Origin of the sequence: Sphingomonas sp. CFBP 8765 (assembly GCF_014841445.1) — a bacterium.
Classification (GTDB): Bacteria; Pseudomonadota; Alphaproteobacteria; order Sphingomonadales; family Sphingomonadaceae; genus Sphingomonas; species Sphingomonas aerolata.
In genome coordinates this window covers 392926-416838 of sequence record NZ_JACYTY010000001.1, presented here as the reverse complement: position 1 = coordinate 416838, position 23913 = coordinate 392926, and the positions used below count along the sequence as shown (strand labels likewise).

General features: G+C 67.7%; 22 protein-coding genes. 15 read left to right on the top strand and 7 right to left on the bottom strand.

What is annotated here, in order from left to right:
- Positions 1–22 precede the first annotated feature (22 nt).
- From recO to alaS, 8 genes are read left to right on the top strand one after another with little or no spacing between them, the layout of a single operon-like run.
- The gene (gene recO / locus IFT87_RS02025; protein WP_192007304.1) at positions 23–754 is read left to right on the top strand and encodes a DNA repair protein RecO; all 732 of its coding nucleotides are present in this window, start codon (positions 23–25) and stop codon (positions 752–754) included.
- 40 nt (positions 755–794) lie between these two features.
- Entirely contained in the window at positions 795–1841 is a 1047-nt protein-coding gene (gene leuB, locus IFT87_RS02020) for a 3-isopropylmalate dehydrogenase (RefSeq protein WP_192007303.1), read from the top strand.
- Positions 1838–2971 (top strand): glycosyltransferase family 2 protein, encoded by a 1134-nt coding sequence (locus IFT87_RS02015; protein WP_342211116.1) that lies wholly within the window; start codon positions 1838–1840, stop codon positions 2969–2971. The genes leuB and IFT87_RS02015 overlap by 4 nt, the downstream gene beginning before the upstream one ends.
- A gap of 57 nt (positions 2972–3028) precedes the next feature.
- Entirely contained in the window at positions 3029–4234 is a 1206-nt protein-coding gene (locus tag IFT87_RS02010) for a trans-sulfuration enzyme family protein (protein WP_107932226.1), read from the top strand.
- On the top strand, positions 4231–4629 hold the full coding sequence (apaG, locus tag IFT87_RS02005) for a Co2+/Mg2+ efflux protein ApaG (protein ID WP_037528435.1): 399 nt from the start codon (positions 4231–4233) through the stop codon (positions 4627–4629). The genes IFT87_RS02010 and apaG overlap by 4 nt, the downstream gene beginning before the upstream one ends.
- Positions 4626–5432 carry a LysR family transcriptional regulator gene (locus tag IFT87_RS02000; RefSeq protein WP_192007302.1) on the top strand — a complete coding sequence of 269 codons (807 nt, stop codon included), beginning with the start codon at positions 4626–4628 and terminating at the stop codon, positions 5430–5432. Before apaG ends, IFT87_RS02000 begins: the two co-directional genes overlap by 4 nt.
- A gap of 29 nt (positions 5433–5461) precedes the next feature.
- Positions 5462–5992 carry a GNAT family N-acetyltransferase gene (locus tag IFT87_RS01995; protein WP_235516276.1) on the top strand — a complete coding sequence of 177 codons (531 nt, stop codon included), beginning with the start codon at positions 5462–5464 and terminating at the stop codon, positions 5990–5992.
- A 44-nt stretch (positions 5993–6036) separates the two neighbouring features.
- Positions 6037–8679 carry an alanine--tRNA ligase gene (alaS, locus tag IFT87_RS01990; RefSeq protein ID WP_192007301.1) on the top strand — a complete coding sequence of 881 codons (2643 nt, stop codon included), beginning with the start codon at positions 6037–6039 and terminating at the stop codon, positions 8677–8679.
- Positions 8680–8950: 271 nt separating this feature from the next.
- Here the strand turns inward: alaS and IFT87_RS01985 are convergent, their stop codons facing one another.
- Complete coding sequence (locus tag IFT87_RS01985; protein ID WP_037528149.1) at positions 8951–10594, bottom strand: thiamine pyrophosphate-binding protein; 1644 nt, start codon at positions 10592–10594, stop codon at positions 8951–8953.
- A gap of 116 nt (positions 10595–10710) precedes the next feature.
- Here IFT87_RS01985 and IFT87_RS01980 point away from each other — a divergent pair, with 116 nt between their 5' ends.
- The 6 genes from IFT87_RS01980 to IFT87_RS01955 are packed head-to-tail and all read left to right on the top strand — an operon-like array spanning position 10711 to position 14821.
- Entirely contained in the window at positions 10711–11421 is a 711-nt protein-coding gene (locus IFT87_RS01980) for a CoA transferase subunit A (protein ID WP_031440773.1), read from the top strand.
- A gap of 14 nt (positions 11422–11435) precedes the next feature.
- On the top strand, positions 11436–12317 hold the full coding sequence (locus IFT87_RS01975; RefSeq protein WP_042467132.1) for a 5'-nucleotidase, lipoprotein e(P4) family: 882 nt from the start codon (positions 11436–11438) through the stop codon (positions 12315–12317).
- Positions 12317–12628 carry a DUF5076 domain-containing protein gene (locus IFT87_RS01970; RefSeq protein WP_192007300.1) on the top strand — a complete coding sequence of 104 codons (312 nt, stop codon included), beginning with the start codon at positions 12317–12319 and terminating at the stop codon, positions 12626–12628. The genes IFT87_RS01975 and IFT87_RS01970 overlap by 1 nt, the downstream gene beginning before the upstream one ends.
- A complete protein-coding gene (locus tag IFT87_RS01965) occupies positions 12628–13263 on the top strand; it encodes a 3-oxoacid CoA-transferase subunit B (protein ID WP_031440775.1) in 636 nt (211 codons plus the stop codon). The genes IFT87_RS01970 and IFT87_RS01965 overlap by 1 nt, the downstream gene beginning before the upstream one ends.
- Entirely contained in the window at positions 13263–13946 is a 684-nt protein-coding gene (locus tag IFT87_RS01960; RefSeq protein WP_031440776.1) for a glutathione S-transferase family protein, read from the top strand. Before IFT87_RS01965 ends, IFT87_RS01960 begins: the two co-directional genes overlap by 1 nt.
- The gene (locus IFT87_RS01955; protein WP_031440777.1) at positions 13946–14821 is read left to right on the top strand and encodes an alpha/beta hydrolase; all 876 of its coding nucleotides are present in this window, start codon (positions 13946–13948) and stop codon (positions 14819–14821) included. Before IFT87_RS01960 ends, IFT87_RS01955 begins: the two co-directional genes overlap by 1 nt.
- Before the next feature lie 145 nt (positions 14822–14966).
- On the opposite strand, the gene IFT87_RS01950 is transcribed toward IFT87_RS01955, so the two are convergent.
- Positions 14967–17087, bottom strand: coding sequence for a M13 family metallopeptidase (locus tag IFT87_RS01950; RefSeq protein WP_056405373.1), 2121 nt, complete (start codon positions 17085–17087; stop codon positions 14967–14969).
- 179 nt (positions 17088–17266) lie between these two features.
- Here IFT87_RS01950 and IFT87_RS01945 point away from each other — a divergent pair, with 179 nt between their 5' ends.
- Complete coding sequence (locus tag IFT87_RS01945) at positions 17267–18640, top strand: FAD/NAD(P)-binding protein (RefSeq protein ID WP_037528144.1); 1374 nt, start codon at positions 17267–17269, stop codon at positions 18638–18640.
- Between the two features lie 54 nt (positions 18641–18694).
- Here the strand turns inward: IFT87_RS01945 and IFT87_RS01940 are convergent, their stop codons facing one another.
- The 5 genes from IFT87_RS01940 to IFT87_RS01920 form a co-directional block, all read right to left on the bottom strand.
- A complete protein-coding gene (locus IFT87_RS01940) occupies positions 18695–19564 on the bottom strand; it encodes an outer membrane protein (protein WP_042467135.1) in 870 nt (289 codons plus the stop codon).
- A gap of 81 nt (positions 19565–19645) precedes the next feature.
- On the bottom strand, positions 19646–20689 hold the full coding sequence (locus IFT87_RS01935) for a ferritin-like domain-containing protein (RefSeq protein WP_031440781.1): 1044 nt from the start codon (positions 20687–20689) through the stop codon (positions 19646–19648).
- 51 nt (positions 20690–20740) lie between these two features.
- Positions 20741–21760: a ferritin-like domain-containing protein gene (locus IFT87_RS01930; protein WP_031440782.1), complete on the bottom strand. Its 1020-nt coding sequence runs from the start codon at positions 21758–21760 to the stop codon at positions 20741–20743.
- Between the two features lie 206 nt (positions 21761–21966).
- Positions 21967–22842 carry a glutathione-dependent disulfide-bond oxidoreductase gene (gene yghU / locus IFT87_RS01925; RefSeq protein WP_192007299.1) on the bottom strand — a complete coding sequence of 292 codons (876 nt, stop codon included), beginning with the start codon at positions 22840–22842 and terminating at the stop codon, positions 21967–21969.
- Between the two features lie 59 nt (positions 22843–22901).
- On the bottom strand, positions 22902–23900 hold the full coding sequence (locus IFT87_RS01920) for an NAD-dependent epimerase/dehydratase family protein (protein WP_192007297.1): 999 nt from the start codon (positions 23898–23900) through the stop codon (positions 22902–22904).
- Between the last annotated feature and the right edge of the window lie 13 nt (positions 23901–23913).

Sequence of the window (23913 nt, the reverse complement as noted above, 5' to 3'; positions counted from 1 at the left end):
GACGCACGCGTAAGAGTGGGCGATGCATCTTCGTGCGTCCGCCATCGTCGTCGCCGTTCGCCAGCATGGCGAGCATGGCGCGATCGTGCGGGCGTTGACGCGCGAGGACGGCGTGCAGCCGGGCTATGTGCGCGGCGGGCGGTCGCGGGCGATGCGGCCGGTGCTGCTCGCGGCGAACGTGATCCAGGGCGAATGGCGCGCGCGGACCGGCGACCAGCTCGCCGCCCTGACCGCCGAGCTGATCCACAGCCGCGCGACGCTGCACGGCGAGCCGCTCGCGGCGGGGGCGCTCGAATGGGCGACGGCGCTCGCCGCGGTCGCGTTGCCGGAAGCGCAGCCCTATCCGCATATCCACGACGCGCTTGACGGCGTCCTCGGCGCGATCGAGGCGGCGCCGTCGGCGCGCGGCTGGGCCGGGGCGCTGGTGCGGTACGAACTGCTGCTGCTCGCGGAACTGGGATTCGGTCTCGATCTCGGCCAGTGCGTCGCGAGTGGTGCGGTCGACGACCTCGCATTCGTCAGCCCGCGGAGCGGGGCGGCGGTGTCGCGCGGTGCGGCGCAGGGCTATGAAGCCAAGCTGTTGCCGCTGCCCGCGTTTCTCACCGCTGGTGGCGAGGCGGGGTGGCCGGACATCTTCGACGGGCTGCGCCTGACCGAGCATTTTTTGACGCGCGATGTCCTGGTCGAACGCCGCGCCGAACCGCTCGCCGCGCGGGCTCGCCTCGTCGATCGGCTCAAAAGGGCGGTTGCGTGAGCGCGGCTTGCCCGGCAAGGGCGGCGGCGGAGGAACGCACATGCCCTTGATCGCGATACTGGCCGGCGACGGCATCGGACCCGAAGTGACTGCCGAGGCACGTCGCGTGCTCGACCGGCTCGACCTCGATCTGAGCTTCGACGAGGCGCTGGTCGGTGGTGCGGCGTACAAGGCGGCGGGGCATCCGCTGCCGCCCGAGACGCTGGCGCTCGCGCGGCGCGCGGACGCCGTGCTGTTCGGTGCGGTCGGCGACCCCGATTGCGATCGGCTCGAGCGGCATCTGCGACCAGAACAGGCGATCCTGGGCCTGCGCAAGGAACTGGGGCTGTTCGCCAATTTGCGTCCGGCCAAGCTGTTCGCGGGGCTGGAGGATGCGTCGTCGCTGCGCCCGGAGATCGCGCGGACGATCGACATGGTGATCGTCCGCGAGCTGACCGGCGACGTGTATTTCGGCGCCAAGGGCATCCGGACGACCGCCGAGGGCCTGCGCGAAGGCCATGACGAGATGCGCTATGACGAGGCGGAGATCGCCCGGATCGCGCGCGTCGGATTTGAGACCGCCCGCACCCGCAAGAGCAAGCTGCTGTCGGTCGACAAGGCCAATGTCTTGGAGACGTCGCAATTGTGGCGCGACGTCGTGATCGAGGTGTCAGCGGACTATCCCGACGTCGCGCTCAGCCACATGTATGTCGACAACGCGGCGATGCAGCTCGTGCGCGACCCCGGCCAGTTCGACGTCGTCGTCACCGGCAATCTGTTCGGCGACATCCTGTCCGATCAGGCGTCGATGTGCGCAGGGTCGATCGGCATGCTGCCGTCCGCCGCGCTCGATGGTCGGGGCCATGGTCTGTACGAACCGATCCATGGCAGCGCGCCCGACATTGCCGGGCAGGGCAAGGCGAACCCCTGTGCCGCGATCCTGTCCGCAGCGATGATGTTGCGGCATTCGCTCGACAAGGCCGAGGCGGCCGACCGGATCGAGGCGGCGGTGGCTGCGGCGATCCTGGGCGGCGCGCGGACCCCTGACCTCGGCGGCACGCTGACGACGCGCGCGATGGGCGACGCGGTGATTGCATCGCTCGGGTGAGTCCGGTCGAGCTGGACGCGGTGCGGGGCGCGGGGCCGGACACGCTCGAGATCGCGGTCGTCATCCCGACGTTCAACGAGAAGGCGAACGTCGCCGCGCTGATCGCCAAGCTCGACCAGGCGCTGGCGGGGCGGCGCTGGGAGGCGATCTTCGTCGACGACGACAGCCCGGACGGCACCGCCGAGGCTGCGCGCGTGCTCGGGCGGAGCGACACGCGCGTCCGCGTGATCCAGCGGATCGGCCGGCGCGGGCTGTCCTCGGCCTGTATCGAGGGGCTGTGCGCGACCGCCGCGCCCGTCGTCGCGGTGATCGACGGCGATCTGCAGCATGACGAGACGCTGTTGCCAAAGATGCTCGACCTCCTTCAGGCGGGCGATCACGACGTCGTGATCGGATCGCGCTTCGTCAGTGGCGGCGGGACCGGCGACTGGGATCGCGACCGCGTCGCCAAGTCCGCGCTCGCCACGCGGCTGTCGCGGCGCGTGCTCAAGGCGGATCTGAGCGATCCGATGAGCGGCTTTTTCGCGATCCGTACCGACGTCGCACGTGCGCTTGCGCCCAGACTGTCGGCGATCGGGTTCAAGATCCTGCTCGACCTGCTGACCGCCGCGCCCGAGCCGCTGCGGTTCGCCGAGCTGCCCTATACCTTCCGCTGCCGGACCGAGGGTGAGAGCAAGCTCGATCACGTCGTCGCGCTGGAATATCTGATCGCGCTGTACGACCGGATGTTCGGGCGGTTCGTGCCGGTGCGGTTCGCGATGTTCTCGGCGATCGGCGTGCTCGGCATCGGCGTGCATATGACGGTGCTCAGCGCGCTGTTCCTAGGGATCGGGACGTCATTCCTGATCGGGCAGATCGGCGCAACGCTGGCCGCGCTGACGATGAACTTCTTCCTGAACAACGCGCTGACCTATCGCGACCGGCGGCTGAAGGGGTGGCGGCAGCTCGCCGATGGCTGGGTATCGTTCGCGCTCATCTGTTCGGTCGGGGCGATCGCCAATGTCGGGATCGCGGCGTTCATGCACGACGTGCGCAACGACGCCTGGGCGGTGTCGGCGATGATCGGCGTGCTGGTCGGCGCGGTGTGGAATTATGCGCTGTCATCCAGGTTTACCTGGGGGCGCTACTAGCGCACGCGACCCTCCGCAGGGGTTGTCATCACCGCCCGCCCCCGGCAAAGCGTCGCCATGAAGCGCAAGACCGGCCAAGATCGTTCGATCACCCAGAACTGGCGTCCGCAGACGCAGGCCATCCGCGGCGGCACCGCCCGCAGCGAATATGGCGAAACGTCGGAGGCCCTCTTCCTTACCTCGGGCTATTGCTACGACAAGGCCGGTGACGCGGCGGCGCGCTTTGCCGGCGAGCAGGACGGGATGACCTATTCCCGGCTGCAGAATCCGACGGTGCAGATGCTCGAGGAGCGGATCGCGCTGCTCGAGGGGGCCGAGGCGTGCCGGTCGATGGCGACGGGCATGGCCGCGATGACCGCGGCGCTTTTGTGCCAGTTGCAGAGCGGCGATCACCTGGTCGGCGGCCGCGCGGCGTTCGGATCGTGCCGCTGGCTGACCGATACGCTGCTGCCCAAGTTCGGGATCGCGACGACGATCGTCGACGCGCGCGACCCGCAGGCGTTTCTCGACGCGGTGCGGCCCGAGACCAAGGTCTTCTTCTTCGAGACGCCCGCCAATCCGACGATGGACATCGTCGACCTGAAGGCGGTGTGCGGCATCGCGCGCGAGCGCGGGATCACGACGGTCGTCGACAATGCGTTCGCGACGCCGGCGTTGCAGCGGCCGATGGAGTTCGGTGCGGACGTCATCGCGTACAGCGCGACCAAGATGATGGACGGGCAGGGCCGCGTGCTCGCCGGCGCGGTGTGCGGGACCGAGGATTTCATCACCAACACGCTGCTGCCCTTCACGCGCAACACCGGGCCGACGCTGTCGCCGTTCAACGCGTGGGTGGTGCTCAAGGGGCTCGAGACGCTCGACCTGCGTATCCGCCGCCAGTCGGAAAATGCGCAGAAGGTCGGCGCGTTTCTGGAAGCGCGCGTGCCGCGCATCCTGCATCCGGGCCTCGCCAGCCATCCGCAGCACGAGCTCGCGATGCGTCAGATGGACGCGTGCGGCCCGATCTTCGCGTTCGAGGTCGAAGGGCGCGAACAGGCGCATGGCCTGCTCGACGCGCTGGAGCTGGTCGATATCTCGAACAATATCGGCGACTCGCGGTCGCTGATGACGCATCCGGCCTCGACCACGCACGCCAGCGTCTCGCCCGACAAGCAGGCGGAGATGGGCGTGACCGAGGGGCTGTTGCGGCTCAATGTCGGGCTCGAGGACGTGCGCGACGTGATCGATGATCTCGACCGGGCACTGGGCAAGGTCGGGCTGTGAAGGCGCTGTTCCCCAGTGCGGCGACGACGCGCGGGGTGACGGTGCGCGTCTCGGTCAGCTATCTGCCCGAACAGTCCGAACCGCAGCGCGGGCGCTGGTTCTGGGCCTATCATATCCGGCTGGAAAATGACGGGCCCGGCGTGGTCCAGCTGCTGACGCGACACTGGATCATCACTGACGGGCATGGCGCACGCCACACCGTCGAGGGCGAGGGTGTCGTCGGCGAACAGCCGCTGATCGAGCAGGGTGCGAGCTTCGACTATGTCTCGGGCTGTCCGCTTGCGACGCCGACGGGGGCGATGCGCGGATCCTATCGGATGGTGGACGATACCGGTGCGGTGTTCGAGGTGGCGATACCGCATTTCTCGCTCAGTGCGCCGGCGGTGATTTTGTGAAGCGTACGCACCTTCCGCTTAACGGGCTGCGCGTGCTCGATGCGGCGGCGCGCCACCTGTCGTTCACGCGTGCCGCCGACGAGCTCGCGGTCACCCCCGCCGCGGTCGGGCAGCAGATCCGCGCGCTCGAGGATACGCTGGGCGTCGTGCTGTTCCGGCGTACTACGCGCGGGCTCGAGCTGACGCCCGAGGCCGAGGCGGGACTCGGGCCGTTGCGCAACGGCTTCCTCCAGTTCGAGGAAGCGGTCCGCGCGATGCAGGCGGGGCAGACGTCCAAGTCGCTGACGATCGCCGCGCCGCGCGACCTGACCGAGAAATGGCTGATGCCGCGGCTCGCCGAGATCGCGGCCGCCGATCCCGATTTGCGCTTCGTCCTGATCACCGCGGACGAGACGGTCGACTTTACCGAGGCCAATCTGGACCTTGCGATCCGCTGGGGCGATGGCCCGGGCGAGAATGAGGGCGAGGCGCTCGAATCCGAAGGGCTCGTCACGATCGCGGCGACCGGCAGCGCGTCCGAGGCGATCATCGCCTGGCCCGGCGCACCCGCGCTCGACCCGGCGGCGGGGGATGCCACGGCACTGGTCCGCGTCGGTGATGCCGGGCTGGCGATCGATGCGGCGGCGGCGGGGCTCGGGCGGGCGACCGTGCCCGAACTGCTGGCGCGGCGCGGGCTCGAGGCGGGGGTGGTCCGGATCATCGGCGACGCGCAGCCGTCGCGTGGCGGCTATTGGCTCGTCGCGCCGCTGCCGCAGTGGCGCCAGAAGAAAGTGCGCGCGCTCGTCGATGCGCTGATCGCTTGAGGCGTCGCGCGCTGCCCCATCCGGTACTGGTGACCCCGCGGCTCCGGCTGCGTCGGCTCGTCCAGGCAGACGCAGTCGCCTTGCACCCGACACTCGCCGACGCGGACCTGATGACCTATTCGGCGGATGGTCCGCTAACGTCGATCGAGGCGACGCGGCTCTATCTGGTCGAGGATGCCGCTGACGTAAACTGGCGCGCCTGGGCGATCACGCGGCACGGCGACGACCGGGCGATCGGCTGGGTCTCGGGCGGGCGGATGCGCGGGCAGGGGGTGACCGAGATCGGCTTCATCCTCGCGCGCGCGCACTGGGGCCGCGGTCTGGCGAGCGAGGCGGTGTCGGCGGTGCTGGACCAGCTGTTCGCCGAGGGGCAGCACCGCGTGTTTGCCGATGCCGACAGCGAGAACCGCGCGTCGATCCTGCTGCTCGAACGGCTGGGGTTCCGGCGCGAACGGCTGCTGCGCGGCGAATGGGAGACGCATATGGGGCTGCGCGACAGCCTGATCTACGGGCTTCACGCCGATGACTGGCTGGCGGCGGCCCTGCCACAATCCGCGTAACGCGGTCACTTGAGCGAACCCGGTTGCTCGCCTAAGTCGGCGGCATGACATCGACGAACGACATCCGCCGCGGCTTCCTCGACTATTTTGGTTCGCAGGGACACCAGATCGTGCCCTCTGCGCCGCTCGTGCCGCAGAACGACCCGACGCTGATGTTCGTCAATGCGGGGATGGTGCCGTTCAAGAACGTCTTCACCGGCCTCGAATCGCGCCCCTACACGACCGCCACCTCGTCGCAGAAGTGCGTCCGCGCGGGCGGCAAGCACAATGATCTCGACAATGTCGGCTATACCGCGCGGCATCACACCTTCTTCGAAATGCTCGGCAATTTCTCGTTCGGGGATTATTTCAAGGAACAGGCGATCACGCATGCGTGGACGCTGCTGACGAAGGACTGGGGCCTGTCGCCCGACCGGCTGACCGCGACCGTCTATCACACCGACGACGAGGCGTTCGATCTCTGGAAGAAGATCGCGGGCCTCCCTGAGCACCGCATCATCCGCATCCCGACCAAGGACAATTTCTGGTCGATGGGCGACAACGGGCCGTGCGGGCCATGCTCGGAGATCTTCTACGACCACGGCGATCACATCCCCGGCGGCCCTCCCGGCACCCCCGACGAGGACGGCGATCGCTTCGTCGAGATCTGGAACCTCGTGTTCATGCAATATGAGCAGGAAAATGCCGAGATCGTCGGCAACCTGCCCAAGCCCTCGATCGACACCGGCATGGGGCTCGAGCGGATCGCCGCGGTGATGCAGGGCGTCACCGACAATTACGACACCGACACGTTCAAGGCGCTGATCGCGGCCTCGGGCGCGCTGACGCATACCGCGACCGACGGCGCGAACACCGCGAGCCACCGCGTGATCGCGGATCACCTGCGCACCGCAGGCTTCCTGGTCGCGGACGGCGTGCTGCCCGCGAACGAAGGCCGTGGCTATGTGCTGCGCCGGATCATGCGCCGCGCGATGCGTCACGCGCATATCCTCGGCGCGAAGGAGCCGTTGATGCACCGGCTGGTGCCGTCGCTCGTCACCGAGATGGGCGCGGCCTATCCCGAGCTGTTCCGGGCGCAGTCGCTGATCGAGGCGACGCTGCAGCAGGAGGAGACGCGGTTCCGGCAGACGCTCGATAAGGGGCTGAAGCTGCTCGACGAGGCGACCGCGGACATGACCGAGGGTACGCTCGCGGGTGACGTCGCGTTCAAGCTCTACGACACCTATGGCTTCCCCTACGACCTGACCGAGGACGCGCTGCGCGAACGCGGGCTCGCGGTCGACCGCGAAGGCTTCGACACCGCGATGGCCGAGCAGAAGCGCGCCGCGCGGGCTGCGTGGAAGGGTTCGGGCGCCAAGGCCTCTGACGATATCTGGTTCGATATCGTCGAGCAGAGCGGCGGCACCGAATTCCTCGGCTATGCCTCGGACACCGGCGAGGGCGAGGTCGTCGCGCTCGTCAAGGACGGCGCGCGCGTCGACCATGCGACGACGGGTGATACGGTGTCGATCGTCGTCAACCAGACGCCCTTCTATGGCGAGAGCGGCGGGCAGGTCGGCGATGCCGGGCACATCTCGACCGACACCGGGCTGCGCGCAAACGTCACCGAGACGTCGAAGCAGCTCGGCCGCGTGTTCGTCCATCATGCGATGATCGAGTCGGGCGGGATCAAGGTCGGCGATACGGTCAAGCTGCAGATCGACGTCGCGCGTCGTGCGCAGATCCGTGCCAACCACTCCGCAACGCATCTGCTGCATGAAGCGCTGCGCGAACGGCTCGGCAAGCATGTCGCGCAGAAGGGGAGCCTGGTCGCGCCCGATCGCCTGCGCTTCGACTTCTCACAGCCGGTCGCGATGACGCCCGCCGACATCGCTCAGGTCGAGGCCGATGTGAACGCGCAGGTCCGCGGCAATGGCGCGGTGACGACGCTGCTGATGACCCCCGACGACGCGATCGCGATGGGTGCGATGGCGCTGTTCGGCGAGAAATATGGCGACGAGGTCCGCGTCGTGTCGATGGGCTCGACCGACGAGGGCACCTATTCGATCGAACTGTGTGGCGGCACGCACGTAACCGCGCTCGGCGATATCGGGTTGTTCAAGGTCGTCGGCGAAGGCGCGGTGTCGAGCGGCGTGCGTCGCGTCGAGGCGCTGACCGGCGAGGCCGCGCGTGCCTATCTGACCGGGCGCGACGATCGCCTGCGTGAGGCGGCAGCGGCGTTGAAATCGACCCCCGACGAGGTGCCTGCGCGCGTCGCGGCGCTGATCGAGGATCGCCGGCGTCTCGAGCGTGAGCTGGCCGATGCGAAGAAGGCGCTGGCGCTCGGCGGCGGTGGTTCCGGTGAGGCGGCGGGACCCGAGCAGGTCGGCGGCGTGGCCTTTATCGGACAGGTGCTCAATGATTTCGAGGCGAAGGGCCTGCGCGGCGCGGTCGACGAGGCCAAGCAGCGGCTGGGGTCGGGGATCGCGATGCTCGTCGCGATCAACGACGGCCGCGCCTCGGTCGCGGTCGGCGTGACCGCGGATCTGGTCGCGAGCCACAATGCGGTCGACCTGCTGAGGATCGCGGTAGCCGCGCTCGGCGGTCAGGGGGGCGGTGGCCGTCCCGACATGGCGCAGGGCGGTGGGCCGGATGGCGACAAGGCGGCGGAGGCTGTAGCTGCGGTGCGGGCGAAGCTGGCGGGCTGAGGGGCTGCTGCTCCGTGTCGTTCCCCCGCGGACGCGGGGGCCCAGCTAAGTTCCGGTAGCGTGCGCTACCTTGGACCCCCGCCTTCGCGGGGGAACGGTGCGAGTGAATGCCAGCACTAGCATCAAAACCACCCCGGCGAAGGCCGGGGCCCAGTTGGGAAGGCCGAGGTAACAAAGGACCGTCCGTAGTTACTGCTGTCCCCCAACTGGGCCCCGGCCTTCGCCGGGGTGGGGCGTGAGGTGTGCCGGCCGCGTCCTAACCCAATAAGGATCACGCCGCCCCGCGCACCGCCGCCAGCGTCGTCCCGGCGGTAATCGCCTCGATATCCGTGACCAAGTGCAGCATCCGCACCCCGGACCGCGACATCGCCCGGTCGAGCGCCGCGGCGAAATCCTCGGTCTTGGTGACCGTCTCCGCCCAGCACCCATAGGCCCGGCCCAGCGCGGCAAAGTCCGGATTGCGCAGCGCCGTTCCCGACACCCGCCCCGGATATTCGCGTTCCTGATGCATCCGGATCGTGCCGTAGCCGCCATTGTCGACGACCAGCACCAGCATGTCCGCGCGCTGCGCGACCGCGGTGGCGAGTTCCTGCCCGTTCATCAGGAAGCACCCGTCACCCGCCAGCGCGACGACCGTCCGCTCGGGATGCCGCAGGGACGCGGCGACCGCGGCGGGTACGCCGTAACCCATCGCTCCGGCGGTCGGGGCAAGCTGCGTTCCCGGCCCGGCATAGGCCCAGTAGCGATGCCACCAGCCCGAATAATTCCCCGCGCCGTTGCAGATGATCGCATCCGCGGGCAGCCGCTCTCGCATCGCCGCGACGCACGGCCCCAGGTCCATGAGCAGATCGCGCGGCGCCGGCGTCGACCAGGCGCGCCACTCAGCATGCGCCTCCTGACCCGCGGTCCGCGGCGGTAGGTCGACCGCGAGCAGCGCCTCTGCGAATTCGGCCATCCCCGCGCACACCGCGACGTCGGCGTGATAGGTGCGGTTCAGCTCATTGGGATCGGGGTGGACATGGACGATGCGCTGCCCCGGATGATCGGGCGTCACCAGCGCATAGCCATCGGTCGTGGCCTCGCCCAGCCGAGGGCCGACGACGAGCAGCAGATCCGCCGTCTTTACCCGCTCGACCAGCTTGGGGTTGGGCCCATAACCAAGATTGCCCGCCCAGACCGGGCAGGCGTTCGGGATCGCATCCTGCCGCCGGAACGCTGCGGCGACGGGAATGCCGTTGCGATCCGCCCAGGTCGAGAACGCCCCCGATGCAGCCGCATCCCAGCCCGCGCCGCCGACGATCGCCACCGGCCGCTCGGCGGTCGTCAGCAGATCCGCGAGCAGGTCCATCATGTCCGCGTCGCACGCCTGCGCGACGCGCTCGACCCGCGGTCGGTCGACCGCCTCGACCACGTCCAGCAGCATGTCTTCTGGGAGTGCGAGCACCACCGGCCCGGGGCGGCCCGACATCGCGGTCGCATACGCGCGCGCGACATATTCGGGGATCCGCCGGGCATCGTCGATCCGCGCCGCCCATTTGGCGATGGGCGCGAACATCGCCTGAAAATCAATCTCCTGGAACGCCTCGCGGTCACGCGTGCCGCGGTCGATATCGCCGACGAACAGGATCATCGGCTGGGAGTCCTGCATCGCGACATGCACGCCGATCGATGCGTTGGTCGCACCGGGCCCGCGCGTGACGAAGGCGATACCGGGGCGGTGCGTCAGCGTGCCGTCCGCGCACGCCATGAACGCCACGCCGCCTTCCTGCCGGCACACCACCGTCTCGATGGCGGGCGTGTCGTGCAGCGCGTCGAGCACCGCGAGGAAGCTTTCGCCGGGCACGGTGAAAATACGGTCGCAGCCTTGTGCGACGAGTTGGTCGACGAGAATTTGGCCGCCGGTACGCTGGGTCATGACAATCTCCTGCCGCCACCGTAGCCCGGCAATCGTCACCAAGTCGAGAACGCCCGCCCGACATTGCCGTCCACTGCCCGGCGCATTATGCCGCGGTAAAGACGATAGGAGGATGCATGGCGAACAAGCGCTACACCGACGCGGCGGCGGCACTCGAGGGTGTGCTGTTCGACGGGATGACGATCTGCGCGGGCGGGTTCGGGCTGTGCGGCATCCCCGAGCGGCTGATCGACGCGATCGAGGCGTCGGGCGTCAAGGACCTGACGATCGCGAGCAACAATGCCGGGATCGACGGGCAGGGTCTCGGCAAGCTGCTCCGTTCGCGCCAGGTGAAGAAGATGATCTCGTCCTATGTCGGCGAGAACAAGGAATTCGAGCGGCAATATCTGAGCGGCGAGCTCGAGGTCGAATTCTGCCCGCAGGGGACGCTTGCCGAGCGCTGCCGCGCGGGCGGCGCGGGCATCCCCGGCTTCTACACCAAGACCGGCGTCGGCACCCTGGTGGCGGAGGGCAAGGAGGTGAAGAGCTTCGACGGGCAGGATTATATCCTCGAACGGGGCATCCGTGCGGACCTGAGCATCATCAAGGGCTGGAAGGCGGACGAGAGCGGCAACCTGATCTTCCGCAAGACCGCGCGCAACTTCAACCAGCCGATGGCCACCGCGGGCAAGATCTGCGTCGCCGAGGTCGAGGAGATCGTTCCCGTTGGCAGCCTCGATCCCGATACTATCCACCTGCCGGGGATCTATGTGAAGCGGATGATCGTCGGTGCGCCCTACGACAAGAAGATCGAATTCCGCACCGTCCGCGAGCGGGTCTCCGCGTGAAACCAGGCCCGATAATGTGCCGCAAACGCAGCCATTTTTCCTGGACCGCTGCGCTCGCAGGGGCACTGGTTCTGCAAGGGTGCGTCAGCGTGACCTCGCCGACCGCGATCGTCTCCGCACCGGTGACCGTCGACGGCGTCCCGGCGGGCATGCAGTATCTCTACGCCTCGGGCGAGGCCGCCGCCGCCAGCATCCAGGCATGGAACGCGCTTGTCGGCTATGTCCGTGCGCAGCGCACGCCGACATCGGTCGTCCTCGCGCCAGGCGCGACGCTCGCCGCGCCGCGCTGGACCGCATGCGGCAGCAAGCCCAAGGCCGTGGTGTTCGACGTCGACGAGACCGTGCTGCTCAATCTCGGCTTCGAATATGATGCGTCCACGGGGCGGCCCTGGTCCGAACCGCGCTGGCAGGAGTGGGAGCGCACCGGCATCAAGCAGGTCGCGCCCGTTCCCGGCGCGCTTGCCGCACTGACGCAGTTGCGCGCGATGGGCGTGACGGTGGTCTTCAACTCCAACCGCGCCGCCGCCAATGCCGCACAGACGCAGGCGGCGATCGAAGCCGCGGGCCTTGGCCCCGCCCGCCACGGCGAGACCTTGTTCCTCGCCGGCGACGACGCGACCGGATCAAAGAAGGACGGCCGCCGCGCGACGATCGCCGCGCGCTATTGCGTCGTCGCGATGGGCGGCGACCAGCTCGGCGATTTCAGCGACCTGTTCAACGCAGGCCAGACCCCCGCCGCGCGGCGTGCGGTGGTGCAGTCGCCCGCGATCACGGCGAAATGGGGGGCAGGGTGGTTCGTGCTGCCGAACCCCGTCTACGGCACCGCGCTGAAAGGTAGCCGTGACGAGGTCTTTCCGCCCGCGATCCACTGGGCGCCGACACAGGGAATCCACTGATGACCGACCACCCCAACGCGATCAAGCTCGATCCCGGCGCCGCGTTGACGGACGAATCGGTCGAGGTCGCGCGGATCTGGATCACCAACAATGCGGGCAGCAACGTGCTGATCGACGCGGGCATCCTCGAGGATCCGACGGTGTTCGGCTACCTCCTCGCCGACACGATCCGTCACGCCGCCCGCGCCTATGCGGGCACCTGGGGCATCGCCGACGATGCCGCGCTGCAGGCGATCGTCGACGGCGTCAGCGCCGAACTGCGCGACCAGGTCACGACCATCACCACCATCCAGGAAGGAACGCTCAACTGATGCCGTGGGATCGCAACCAGATGGCGGCGCGGGCCGCACAGGAACTCAAGGACGGCTATTACGTCAATCTCGGCATCGGCATCCCGACGCTCGTCGCGAACAACATTCCCGACGGCATGACGGTCACGCTCCAGTCGGAGAACGGGATGCTCGGGATCGGGCCGTTCCCCTATGCGGGCGAGGAAGATGCCGACCTGATCAACGCGGGCAAGCAGACGATCAGCGAACTGCCCTCGTCGGTCTATTTCAGCTCGTCCGACAGCTTTGCGATGATCCGCGGCGGGCATATCGACCTGACCGTGCTCGGCGCGATGGAGGTCAGCGAAGACGGCGACATCGCCAACTGGATGATCCCGGGCAAGATGATCAAGGGCATGGGCGGCGCCATGGATCTGGTCGCGGGCGTCAAGCAGATCATCGTCGTCATGGATCACACCGCCAAGGACGGGACGCCTAAGTTCATCCCGTCCTGCTCGCTGCCGCTGACCGGCAAGAACGTGGTCGACATGATCGTCACCGACCTGGCGGTGTTCCAGCGTAGCGACCATGATGCGCCGTTCAGGCTGGTCGAACTCGCGCCCGGCGTGACCGCGGACGAGGTCGCGGCCAAGACCACCGCGCGCTATACCGCCTGATGGGCTATACGCTCGTCACCGCGAACCGGAATTATTCCAGCTGGTCGCTTCGGCCGTGGGTGTTGATGCGGGCGCTGGGGATCGCGTTCGAGGATCGGATCGAACCCTTCCTCGCGCCCGAGAATTACGATGCGTTCCGGCTGTTCTCGCCGACCGGGCAGGTGCCGGTGCTGATCGATGGCGAGCGGACGGTGTGGGATTCGCTGGGTATCGCGCTCTACCTCGCCGAGCGGCACGACGGCGTCTGGCCGTCCGATGGCGATGCGCGCGCCTGGGCGGTCTGCGCGGCGGCAGAGATGCATGGCGGGTTCGCGGCATTGCGCAACGAGCGGACGATGAACGTCGGCGTCCGCGTCGATCCGGTCCGCGGCAGTGACGCGCTCGACCGCAACGTCGCGCGCGTCACCGAACTCTGGGCGGAAGGTCTCGACCGGTTCGGCGGGCCCTGGCTCGCAGGCGCCGACTTTACCGCCGTCGACGCCTTCTTTGCGCCTGTCGCGTTTCGCGTCCGCACCTACGGGATCGATGTCGGTCCGCAGGGCCTTGCATGGGTCGAGCGGATCATCGCGCATCCGGCGATGCGCGAATGGGAAGACGCCGCGCTCGGCGAGACGTGGCGCGAGGCCGGGCACGAGGCCGAACTGGCGGCCAGCGGATCGATTACCGCAGATTTCCGCCGCTGATGCGCCGCGTTGCCATTGTCATCGCGCTGGTCGTGATCCTGATTGCGGGCACGGCGTTCACTGCGGGGCCCGGCACGCTCAGCGTGCTCGATGGGGTAATGGGCGGCGGCCGCGGCACTGCGCGGGTGCGGGAGGGCGTTCCGTTCGGCACGCATGGCCAGAAACTCGACGTGTGGCGGCCATCGGGCGGCGCGAAGACGGGGCTGCCGGTGCTGATCTTCTGGTATGGCGGCGGCTGGGTGCACGGGTCGCGTAGCGCCTATGCGTTTGCCGCGCGCGCCTATGCGAAGGCGGGCTACGTCGTCGTCATGCCCGATTACCGCAAGGTTCCCGACGTCCGCTTCCCCGCCTTCCTGCAGGATGGCGCCGAGGCGGTGAAGTGGACGCGCGATCATATCGAGGCGTCGGGCGGCGACCCGAACCGGATCGCCGTCGCCGGTCACTCCGCGGGGGCGTATACGGTCGCGATGCTGACGCTCGACCCGCGCTGGTTGCGTGCCGAAGGTGTCGATCCGCGGATCATCAAGGCCGCGGTCGGGTTGTGCGGGCCCTATGACTTCTACCCGTTCACCGCCAGGCGCGCGATCGATGCGATGCAGGGGGCGGCGGATCCGGTGATGACCCAGCCGATCCACTTCGCGCGACGCGATGCGCCGCCAATGCTGCTCGTGTCGGCGGGCGACGACACGCAGGTGAAGGCGCACAACGCCGACAACCTGACGGCAAAGCTCACCGCGCTCGATGCACCGGTGCGGCATGTCGACTATCCGGGGCTCAGCCACGAGGATGTGGCGATGGCGCTGTCCAAGCCGTTCCGCGGCAAGGCGCCGGTACTCTCGGACAGCGTGGCATTCCTGAACCAGGCGATGCGCTGACCGCGTCCCGGCCGTCGACGGTCGGGGGGCGAGGATGACGACGGACGAGCAGGAACACCGCCACCCTCGTTGACAGGACGGAGCCCCGCCGCCCCGACCTTGGCCCGCCGCCGGATTTTTTGTGTCCGGCGGCGGGCTTGCGGCCTTACCAGATCCGGACGCGGTCCGCGGGCGCGAGATATTGCGCGTCCCCGGGCTTCACGTCGAACGCCTTGTACCAGGCGTCGACGTTGCGCAGCGGGTTGATCGCACGGATCTGCCCCGGCGAATGGGGATCGCTGACGAGCTGCTGGCGCAGCGCCTCGGTGCGGAACAGCGTGCGCCAGACCTGACCCCAGCCGAGGAAGAAGCGCTGGTCGCCACTATAGCCGTCGAGCACCGGCGCAGGCTTGCCGCCGAGCGAGGTGTGATAGGCGTCAAGCGAGATCAGCACGCCCCCGAGATCGCCGATATTCTCGCCCATCGAGGCGCGGCCGTTGATCTTCACGCCGGGCAGGCCTTCGAAGGTATAGGCCTCGTACTGCGCGCCGAGCTTGACCGCCTGTGCCTCGAACTTGGCGGCATCCTGCGCGGTCCACCAGTCGCGCAGCACGCCCTTGCCGTCGGACTTGCGACCCTGGTCGTCGAAGCCGTGGCTGATCTCGTGCCCGATCACGCCGCCGATGCCGCCGTAATTGACCGCGGGATCGGCATCCGGATCGAAGAACGGCGGCTGGAGGATCGCTGCGGGGAAGACGATCTCGTTCTTCACCGAGTTGTAATAGGCGTTCACGGTCTGCGGGGTCATGCCCCATTCGGCCTTGTCGACCGGGCCGCCCATGCGGTTGCGGCGATAGTCCCATTCGAACCGCCCGGCGCGCTCGACATTGCCGATCAGGTCGCCCGGGGTGATCTGCAGCGCGCTATAGTCACGCCATTTGTCGGGATAGCCGACCTTCACGCTGAAATTGGCGAGCTTGGCCTGCGCCTCCTGCTTGGTCGCGGCACCCATCCAGGGCAGACCGTCGATCCGCCCGCGCAGTGCGATCCGCAGGTTGCCGACGAGTTCGTCCATCTTGGTCTTCGAAGCCGGCGGGAAATAGAGCGCGACGTAATCGCGGCCGATCGCCTCGCCCAGCGCGCGTTCGGTAACGCCGATCCCGCGCTTCCAGCGATCGCGCTGCTGCGGCTGGCCGTTGAGGAATTTCGAGCGGAAGTCGAAATTGGCGTCGACGAACCGCTTCGACAGCAGGGGCGCGATGTCGTCGGCGGTGCGGAACGCCTGCCAGGCCTTCAGCGTGTCGAGGTCGGTGGTGGCGAAGACCTCGGCGATCTTCGGAAAGGCGGTGTTCTGCGCGACGATCGCGCGGTTGGCCTTGTCGATGCCCGCGGCAGTCCAGAACTTGGCCCAGGGGAAGCCCGGCGCCTGCGCCTGAAGCTGCGCGAGCGTCATCGGGTTGTAGGTCTTGTCGCGGTCGCGGCTCTGCGCGCGGGTCCAGTGCGCCTGCGCGATCCGCGTCTCCATCGCGACGATCTTTGCCGCGGCGGCCTGCGCGTTCGGCCAGTTCGCCATGCCGAGCATCTGCGCGACATAGGCCTGGTAGCGCACGACCTGCGGCGCGAATTTCGGATCAAGATACAGGTCGCGGTCGCCGAGCCCCAGGCCCGACTGGCGCAGATACAGCGCATAGACGTCGGGCTGCTTCGCGTCGTCGTTGACGCCGGGACCGAAGAAGCTGGCGCCGAACCCGCCCATCGACTTGCCCATCAGAACCGCGACATCGTCCTTCGTCGTCGCGGCCTTGACCGGGGCGAGCCGCTGCAACAGCGGTGCAGCGTCAGCGCGTTCGATCGCGGCTTCGTCCATGAAGCCTTGGTAGAGCGTCGCGACCTTGGCGCGATCGGGGTTGGCGGCGTCGCCGGGCTTATAGCCCTCGACCAGCGTGCGCATGCGTGCCTCGGACAGGTCGCGCAGTACCGCGAAGGCGCCGTAGGACGAGCGGTCCGCCGGGATCTGCGTTCTCTTGACCCAGCTGCCGTTCACATAGTCGAACCAGTCGTTGCCGGGCTTCACGCTCTTGTCCATGCCGGCAAGGTCGAAGCCCCAGCGGCCATAGCGCGTCGCGGCCGCCGCATCGGCTGCGGGCGTGCCCGATGCCGCGTCCTGCGGCAGGATCGATTCGAGCGTACACGCCTCGTCGATACAGGCGTGAAGGTCCTGCGCGGTGGCGGGCGTGGCGGCGGCGATGGCGATCAGCGAGACAAGAACGGCGAACTTCGATTTCACAGGGCGATCTCCGGGGGAGGGCCAGACCGGGACCGGCAGGCCATGGACGAGAAAGTGCAACAGCGCTGTCGTTTGTGCAATCCTTCTATGTTCCCCGTGCGTTGCGCGTGCCGGCTGTGCGTCGGGGCGCTTTGCGCCTATCGAGCGGGCACGATGATTTTGCGGCAAATGGGGGCAGGATGACACGTATCGCGGGACCGGACGATCATGTCGTCATCGTCGGGGGCGGTTTTTCGGGCACGTTGCTGGCGATCAACCTGATGCGGCACGGCGGACCGCGCGCGACTTTGGTCGAGCGGCGCCAGCGCCAGCTCGCACGCGGCGTCGCGTATAGCGCGGCGCATCCGAGCCACCTGCTCAACGTGCGCGCGGGCAACATGAGCGCGCTCCCCGACGATCCCGACCATTTCGTCCGCTGGCTCGAAGCGCGCGGCGACGGCGACCGCAAGACGTTCGTGCCGCGCACGACCTACGGCCTGTATCTGCGCGAGATGCTCGACGCGACGATCGCGCAATCGGCGGGACGGCTGGTGCTTGCGCAAGGCGAGGTCTGCGCGATCGACTTCGCCAGCACCGACAGGCTTGCGGTGACGATGGCGGATGGCAGCGCGATTGCCGCGGACAGTGCGGTGCTCGCGCTCGGCAACCTGCCGCCGCACACGCCGCCGGGGCTCAACCCCGACGACCTTCCGCCCGGACGCTATAGCGCGGATCCCTGGGCGTCGGACATTGGCGAGGGGCTCGGGCCGGACGACACGGTCGTGCTGGTCGGGACCGGGTTGACCGCGATCGACGCCGCGCTGCTGCTCGATGCCGGCGGGTTTTCGGGACAGATCCTGGCGGTGTCGCGGCGCGGGCTCTCACCGCGGCGGCATGTCGATGGCGCGCCGCCCGCGCGGGTCCTCGACAAGCCGCAGGGGGATTTGTCGGCGATCGTCCGGCACGTCCGCGATCGTGCCAAGGCGGATGGCTGGCGCGCGGCGGTCGACGAGCTTCGCCCCGTGACCCAGATGCTCTGGGCGGCCGCCCCGACATCGCAGCGCGCACGGTTCCTGCGGCACGCGCGACCCTATTGGGACGTCCACCGGCATCGGCTGGCGCCGGAGGTCGCGGACCGGGTCGATGCGTTGGTCTCGACCGGGCGGCTCCGGTTCACAGCGGGGAAGATCGTGTCCGCCGCGGCAGCCGGTGATGCTGTGGATCTAAATTGGCGACCCCGCGGCACGGACCAGGCGGTCGTCACGCGGGCGGCGCGGATCGTGAACTGTACCGGGCCGCAGGGTGATCTGATGCGATCGAGCGAGCCGCTGATCCGGCATTTGATCGCGGACGGGGCGATCCGGCCCGATCCGCTTCGTCTCGGGGTCGACGTCGATGCCCAGTCACAGGCGATCGGCCGCGACGGGCATGCCGAACAGCGGCTTCACTGTATCGGGCCGATGACCCGCGGCGGATTGTGGGAGGTCGTCGCGGTTCCCGATATCCGGCAGCAAAGCTGGGATCTGGCCAGGCGCCTGTCGAATGCGCAATGGGTCGGGGGCGAGGGGCTCTAGGCTCGCCGGACGCTATGCGCTGCCAGCATCACGCGATGCTGGCAGCGCATGGGCTCAGAACCGGAACGCCGCCGTGGCGCGCAGGCTGTGCCAGCGGAACTTCTCGTCGCTGCGGCGGAAATCGGTGCCGCTGGTGTTTGGCGCGATCAGGAACGGGTTGTTCGCCAGCAGAACCGGGCTGCCGGCCAGTGCCGTGCCCGCCGTCACGCGAACGCGCGCATCGTCATCCTGATACTGGTGGAACATGTATTCCATGCCGATCGAGATGTTCTTGGTCAGCTTCTGCTCGATGCCGCCGCCGCCGAGAATGCCCCACTGGTTCTTCGAGCCAGTCGCCGAAAACGCGTTCGCCGTGTTTGTCGTGAAGAACAGATTGTCGATCTTGGCATAGCCCGCACCGAACGTGCCGTAGAACAGCGTGGTGTTGGCCGCATAGCCCAGGCGGCCGCGGGCGGACGCTTCCCACTTCAGCTTGCGCGCCATCGTGTAGCTCGCAGGCGTGGTCGAGAAGCCCGACGTGCTGTCGGTGATGTCGCTCGTGCCGAATTCGCCGACGACACCGACGACGATGTTGCCGCGCTGAACGTCGAGGCCTGCACGACCATAATAGGCCCAGCCATCGTCGTCGTTACGGCAGCCGGAAGCCGCGGCACCGGTACGCGCCGAGCCGTTGCAGAAGCCCGGCGAGAAGGCGTTGGCGCCGGTGATGGTGTTGACGCTGTCGTTGAAAGCGCCGTCGCCGTTGCGGTCGAACAGGATCGACGAGCCGACGTCATTGCCCTGCACGTCATACCCACCGGCCGCACCGATATAGACGCCCGAGAACGGACGATCCGCGGTGGTTTCCTGCGCGGCGGCCGGAACGGCAAAAACGCCCGCGACGGCGAGGCCGGCGAGCGTGGTCAGTTTCATGGAATGCTTCATGGTCGTTCCCCAAACGAGGGGCCGCGACGCGCCCGATGTGCGCCGCGGCCCAGGTTGTCCTGTTTCAGTTCGTGACGACGATCACGCGTTGGCGCCGCTGGTGCGCAGTGCATCGGTGCGGTTGTTGGTGCCGTTGGGGAAGAAGCCCCCGCCGATCTTTGCGGTGTTGGTCAGATAGGCGATGTTGTGCACCTGTGCGACCGACCGGCTGAACGCCAGGCCGTTGGCGTCGGTCGGGACGATGTTCGACACGGTTGGATCCATGCCGGTGATGCCCTGATCGATGTCGCCGATGATGCCCGTCGTGGCGTTGGTGACGGTGCCGTCCAGGCTGTCGCGCGCGTCGCTGATCTGGTTTGCGGCGGTACGCAGCGACGGCGTCTGCAGTCCCTTGCGATACAGGATCGTGCGGATCAGGCCGGCGTGATACGCCTCTGCCGCGAGGATGCCGGCGGCCGCCTCGAGATAGGTCTTGTTGCCGATCAGCGTTGCGCCGCCCTTATACGCCGAGACGCCGACATCCTCGAAGATGAACGCGCCGAGCAGGAAGCTGTTGTCGTCGGCATACGGATCGAACACGCCCGTATCCGGTACGACACGTGCCGCACGTGCGGCCAAGGTGAAGGCGCCCGGCGCAGCCGCGGTGCCGGCAGAGATGTCCAGTGCAGGCTGTGCGACCGCGGCGGTGCCGAGTGCCCGGCGCAGAAAGGCGACGTGCGCGACTTCGTCGATGGCGATTTCGCGCGCATATTCACGGACGATCGCGTCCTGGAACGGCACCTGTCGACCACCCGTCACGCCCCCCTGAGTCCCGGTACCGGTCAGCAGGCTGGCGTTGAGGCCAACGCCGAACGTCGCGAATGCGTAGAACTGCGCCTCGAGATATTCGAGGTTGAGCGCGAAGTTCAGCACGTCGGCATCGGTGATGGCGGATCCCGTCGCGGGTGTCGGCGTGGGCGTCGGCGACGGCGCCAGATCGGCATCGTCGTTACCGCAGGCCGCGAGCAGCGAGGCACCGCCGACGGCGAGCGCACTGCCACCGGCAAAGCGCAGGAAGCCGCGGCGTTCGTTGCGCCGGGCGGCGATGGCGTCGAATATTTCGAGCTTGGTATTGAGGTCGGTCATTGGGTTAATCCCCTGAATAGCAAAGAAAGCTGACGGCAGAGCTGAAGCGGTTCAGGCTGCTGCGGTGCTCGTCTTGATGTTGCCGTTCATGCCTGCCGGGAAGAACCCGCCCGCGGCCACTGCGCCACTGTTCAGGTACACGATGTTGAGCACCTGGCTCACCGAGCGGCTATAGGCGACACCGTCGGCGTCCAGCGGCACGATGTTCGACACGGTCACCGCCGCCTGGGTGGCGGACAGGTTGATCGGCGTCGCGCTGTAGGACGAGATCCCCTGATCGATATCGTTCGCGCCGAAGATCGTCGTGTTGGCACCACCACCGTCGAGGCTGTCGCGCGCGCGCGAAATGGCATCGGCGGAGGTGCGCAACGACGGCACGTCGATACCCTTGCCGTACAGCGTCGTGCGGACGATCGCGGCATGATAGGCCTCGACCGCGAGCAGGCCGGCCGCGGCATCGAGGAACGTCTTGTTCGTGAGCAAGGGGGCGGCACCCTTGTAGGCGGTGACGCCGACGTCCTCGAAGATGAACGCGCCGAGCAGGAACGCCTCGTCAGAGGCATAGGGATCGAAAGCGGTGCCGGCAGGCACGAGCCCGGCGGCCTGCGCGGCGACCGAGAAGGCGCTGGTCGGCGAAACGCTGACGTCGATCACCGGCTGCGACACCGTCGAGCTGCCGAGCGCAGTGCGAAGGAACCTGACATGCGCGATCTCGTCCTGTGCGATTTCGCGTGCATATTGCTCGACGATGGGATCGGTGAACGCGACCTTGCGGCCGCCACGAACCGCACCCTGCGTACCGCTGCCGGTCAGCAGAGCATTGTCGAGTCCTGTGCCATAGGCTGCATAGGAGTAGAATTGCGCCTCGAGATATTCGAGGTTGAGCGCGAAGTTCAGGACGTCGGCGTCGGTTACCGACTGTGCCGCGGCTGCGCTCGAGAGGGACAGAGCGGTCGCTCCGGCTGCCGTCATCGCAGCCGCACCAAGTGCATTTTTGAAGAACTCACGCCGGTCGTTGCGCCGTTCGACACGGGCATCGAGAGCATCGATCAGATGGGTTGATTGGGTCATTGGCTTCATCTCCCTGAACCAGGCACGTCGGCACACGGTCGGCCTCGATCGCCTCTGGCGGGCGATCCTGTGTGCACAACGGTTCAAGGAACGGGAGTTGGGAGATAAAGTTGCAACTAAATGGATTACTTGGGCAAACTTCTCCAAATACACTAATCGCGCGCAATGTTTTCAGTAATGCTGCACCACAGCATTTATAGCGCCATTCATGATGGCGGGCTTAACTTGTCCTGTGCACGGGTCGCAAAATCCGTGGCGTCATGGCGTTCGTGGAGCTGGCTTGCAGGATCGCCCATGACGCGGTTGACCATGCGGCCACGCTGGACCGCGGGGCGTGCGCCGATCGCATCCGCCCAGCGCTTCACGTTCGGATAGTCCTGGACCTGAAGGAACTCACCGGCGTCGTAGAGCTGGCCCTGGACCAGCGCCCCGTACCAAGGCCAGGCGGCCATGTCGGCGATCGTATAGGCGGCACCGGCCAGATACGCGCTGTCGGCAAGACGCCGGTCGAGCACGTCGAGTTGGCGCTTGGCCTCCATCGCGAACCGGTCGATCGCATACTCGATCTTGACCGGCGCATAGGCGTAGAAATGGCCGAAGCCGCCGCCGACGAACGGGCCGCTGCCGACCTGCCAGAACAGCCAGGACAAGCAGGTCGCGCGCGCTGCCGGTTCGGTCGGTAGGAACGCGCCGAATTTCTCCGCGAGATGCATCAGGATCGCGCCGGATTCGAAGATCGGCAGCGGCGTCGTGCCGCTGCGATCCATGAGCGCCGGGATCTTGGAATTGGGATTGATCTCGACAAAGCCGCTGCCGAACTGGTCGCCTTCGTTGATCCGGATCAGCCAGGCGTCATATTCGGCGCCGGCATGGCCGAGCGCGAGCAGCTCCTCGAGCATGATCGTGACCTTCACCCCGTTCGGCGTGCCGAGCGAATAGAGCTGCAGCGGGTGGCGCCCGACCGGCAGCTCCTTGTCATGCGTCGATCCGGCAACCGGCCGGTTGATCGCGGCGAACCGGCCGCCATTGTCGCGGTTCCAGGTCCAGATTGCCGGGGGGGTATAGGTCGGGGCGTCGGTCATCGGGCTGCTCCGTGCATCAAAAGGGTGGGCTCGGGGTTCGGTCTCGACCATCCTAACGCCTAGACGCCGTGATAGTCGCGATACCATCGGATGAAGCGTGGCACGCCCTCGGTGATGCTGGTGGTGGGGGCGAAGCCGAGATCGTTGCCGATCGCGCTGACATCGGCGCAGGTGCGCACGACATCGCCCGCCTGCATCGGCAGGTCCTGGCGGATCGCCCTGCGACCGATCGCCTGCTCGAGCACGTCGATGACCTCGCCGAGCTGTTCGGCGCGACTGTTGCCGATATTGTAGACGCGGTGCGGCCCCATGCTGCCGCCGGGCTTCGCCTGGCCGTCATCCGCAGGCGGCGCATCGAGCGCGGCGACGATGCCGGCGACGATGTCGTCGATATAGGTGAAGTCGCGCTCCATCCGGCCTGCATTGAACACCGGAATGGGCTCGCCGGCGAGGATCGCCTTGGTGAAGATCCACATCATCATGTCGGGACGACCCCAGGGGCCGTAGACGGTGAAGAAGCGCAGCCCGGTCTGCGGCAGGCGATAGAGATGCGCGTAGCTCTCGCTCATCAGCTCGTTCGACTTCTTCGTCGCGGCATAGAGCGACAGCGGGCGGTCGGTGCGATCCTCGACGCGGAAGGGCACGCTGTCATTGCCGCCATAGACCGACGAGGACGAGGCGTAGACCAGGTGCCGGACTTGCCGCGCGCGCGCGAGTTCGAGGATGTTGAGATGCCCGACCAGATTGGCCCGGGCATAGGCCATCGGATTCTCGATCGAGTAGCGGACGCCGGCCTGCGCACCGAGATGGACGATCCGGTCGATGTCGAGGCCTGCCACCGCCGCGTCGAGCGCGGGCGTATCCGCGAAATCGAGCTTGGCGAAGGTGAAGGCCGCGCCGTGCCGGTCACGCAGATAGGCGAGCCGCGCCGCCTTGAGCGCGGGGTCGTAATAGGCGTTGCATTCGTCGATGCCGAACACCGTCTCGCCACGTGCCAGCAACGCGTCCGCGACATGCATGCCGATGAAGCCGGCGGCGCCGGTTACGATCACTGTCATCGCTGTTCTTTCC